The sequence below is a fragment of the Desulfosalsimonas sp. genome (genome assembly GCF_046483245.1).
In the GTDB taxonomy this organism is placed as follows: Bacteria; Desulfobacterota; Desulfobacteria; order Desulfobacterales; family Desulfosalsimonadaceae; genus Desulfosalsimonas.
This window is the reverse complement of the sequence record NZ_JAWODO010000090.1, coordinates 1-2,913: the sequence shown is the minus strand read 5'-3', so window position 1 is coordinate 2,913 and position 2,913 is coordinate 1. Positions and strand designations below refer to the sequence as shown.

Below are 2,913 nucleotides of genomic sequence, written 5' to 3'. Positions count from 1 at the left end.
CATTCTGCCGCTGACGGCCCGTGTCCGGCTGTTTTGGAGGCATCGGCAAGTCCTGCGTATTTTGAATGGATTCGTTTTATGGGATGCAGCCCCGGAATCTGAAATAAGGTTTTCCCCCCGCCCCGAAGGACGGGGGAAAAACCTTTGGAGGGGGGCTTGAGAATAATTAACTGAACAGTTGGTTAATTAATAGATTGTTTCTTAATCTATTATTCAGATTTTTGTCAAGATAAAAATGTTTCAGAAATTGATGGTTTTGTAGAAATTTTTTTACCGCGTCCGCTGTTTGTCAGGAAGGAAGTGTTCCTTCCGACCCCCTTGGTGTGAAATTTTGCACACAGTCGGCCATGATGCCGGCCCGGGGGTGGTTTGCGAGTCGCATTGAGCGCGCAAGCGGTCAGCAGGGAGCAAACTGCCACCGGGCCGGCATCATGCGAAAATTATAGAACCATGCACTAACAGCAATTTTTTTGAAGTTTTTAGGTGGCTCCCGCACGTGTTGACAAACCCCTTGAGATGTAATTGTCTGTTGTGTAAAATAATTTTTTTCAAGGGCGGATTGTTGCGCCGGCTCGGATATCAAATCATTTATCAATGTCAAGGCAAGGTGGTGCGGGCAATGTTGAAGCAGTCGGATTTATACAGCCTGGCAGGATTGTTCATGGCAGCCGGCCTGCTTTTGGGCCTGCCCCTGCTGGGGGCCTGGCTGTTTGTGAATGAGCCGCTGTGGATTTATTTTGATTTTCCGCCAGAACCCGGCCGGATTGAACATGCGCCGTTTTCATGGCCCGTGTTCCTGGTTCTTGTCCTGTTGATTGCCGTCTGTCTGGCCCCTTTTGCTGTCCGGGGCCTACGGGTGTTTTTGCAGGGCCGGAAGCTCAATGCCAAAGCAAAGCCCCTGGAAACGTTTCCGGCCTGGGGCTATGCCGGAATATTGATCGGCGCTGTTGCCTGGATTTTTGCCTGGGGCCGGTTTTCATGGTTTGGTGTCTGGCAACCCTATACTTTTCCGTTTCTCTGGCTGGGATATATCATAGCCGTCAACGCACTATGCCAAAGGCGCACCGGCAAATGCCGCATGCTGGCACAGCCCTGCTTTTTTGCGCTGCTGTTTTTGGCAAGTGCGGTGTTCTGGTGGTTTTTCGAATATTTAAACCGGTTTGTCTTAAACTGGTATTATGTGGATGTGGACATGTTCGGCCCGGCGGGCTATATTCTTTATGCCAGCATCTGTTTTTCCACGGTGCTCCCCGCTGTCTGGTCCACCGCGGACCTGCTTGCATCATATCCCTTTTTCCGGAACGCCTATGATGATTTTATCCCAATCCGCCCGCAGCATCCCGGACTTGCAGCCGTCGCGGTGCTGACCGCGGCGGCAGCCGGCCTGTTTCTGCTCCCGATTTACCCCAACTGGGTGTTTCCCCTGTTATGGGTTTCGCCCTTGCTCATCATCGTCTGCTTCCAGGTCCTTGCCGGCCGTCCCCACCTGTTTTCACCCGTTGCCAGGGGCAAATGGAACCGGCTGGTCTGCTTTGCGGCAGCCGCCCTGATTTGCGGGTTTTTCTGGGAAATGTGGAATTTTTACAGCCTGGCCCGCTGGGAATACAGCATTCCCTTTGTCCACGCCTTTGAGGTCTTCGAGATGCCCCTGCCCGGTTATGCCGGTTATCTGCCGTTCGGGCTGGAATGCGCGGCTGTGGGCGATATGGTCAAAGGGCAGTTGACCAATGGCCGGTGGGAATTTTTTAGCTTCAAGGTTTGATTTGACAGCCTCGGAAAAAGTCTTGATCAGAAGCCTTTGTAAAAAGTTCAAGATCAAGGCTTGCGCGATTCCGAAGAATGCAGCGTACTTATCTGTACGTGAAATTCTGAGGAATCGCGCGTAACGCAGATATTGAACTTTTACGAAGGCTTCAAGGTTTGGCAAATCGGGTTGAAAATTTTTCAAAAAAGCACATTATTGAGTGCTGGGTAAACAGAAAATGGTTGTTGTTGTGTCGCCGGCATAAAACAAAAAGGAAATTTTTGTCATTATGTATCTTCAACATTATCAGCTTTCAAGAAAGCCCTTTGACATCAACACGGATCCGGATTTTCTCTGGTTCGGGGAAAAGCACCGGGAGGCGCTTGCAACCCTGCAGTACGCCATCCTTGAAAGCAAGGGCTTTATGCTTCTGACAGGCGATGTCGGGGTTGGCAAGACCACTGTGGTCAATGCATTGCTGGCAAACCTGGATGCCAATGATCTGGCTGTTGCCGTCCATGATCCGGACATGGAGCGAATGGATTTTTTCAATTATATTGCCAATGCTTTTGGCCTGTCCAAGCAATTTGAAACCAAAGGCGCGTTTCTCATGGAGTTTACCGCGTTTTTAAACCGGTGCTATTATCAGGGCCGGCGGGTGCTTTTAATCATTGATGAATGCCAGCTTATCACCGATGCATTGTTAAATGACCTGCGGCTTTTTTCCAATCTGGAAAAAAAGGGAAGAAAGCTGATCAATGTGTTTCTGGTCGGACAGCTCGAGTTGAGCGATATTTTGTTAAAGCCGGAAAACAGGGCCATCCGCCAGCGCGTCACGGTGCATTACACCATTGATCCCCTCTCGGCTGCGGAAACAGAAAAATATATCCGCCACCGGCTGGCGGTGGCCGGCAGCACCCGCAATATTTTCACCAAAAGCGCAATTCAGGAAATATACCGGTTTTCTGCAGGATATCCCCGCCTGATCAATATTATCGCTGACCGGGCGCTGTTAACCGCATTTATCCGATCGGCCGATCAGATCAATAAAAAGATGGTCCTGGAATGCGCCGAAGAACTTGATATCAAAAGCACATCCGGGTCCGCGGAATTGCCCCTTGCCCCCGGCCCGGCCGGAAACCCGGCCCCGGAAGACCCGGCGGTTTCAG

At 50.8% G+C, this 2,913-nt stretch carries 2 protein-coding genes; both read left to right on the top strand.

Annotation, left to right across the window (positions count from 1 at the left end; translation table 11 throughout):
• Window positions 1-619: 619 nt before the first annotated feature.
• Window positions 620-1,762: a hypothetical protein gene (locus tag R6U41_RS08370; RefSeq protein WP_410269383.1), complete on the top strand. Its 1,143-nt coding sequence runs from the start codon at window positions 620-622 to the stop codon at window positions 1,760-1,762.
• A gap of 271 nt (window positions 1,763-2,033) precedes the next feature.
• On the top strand, window positions 2,034-2,913 hold an 880-nt coding region (locus R6U41_RS08365; RefSeq protein WP_410269382.1), incomplete at its 3' end, for an ExeA family protein.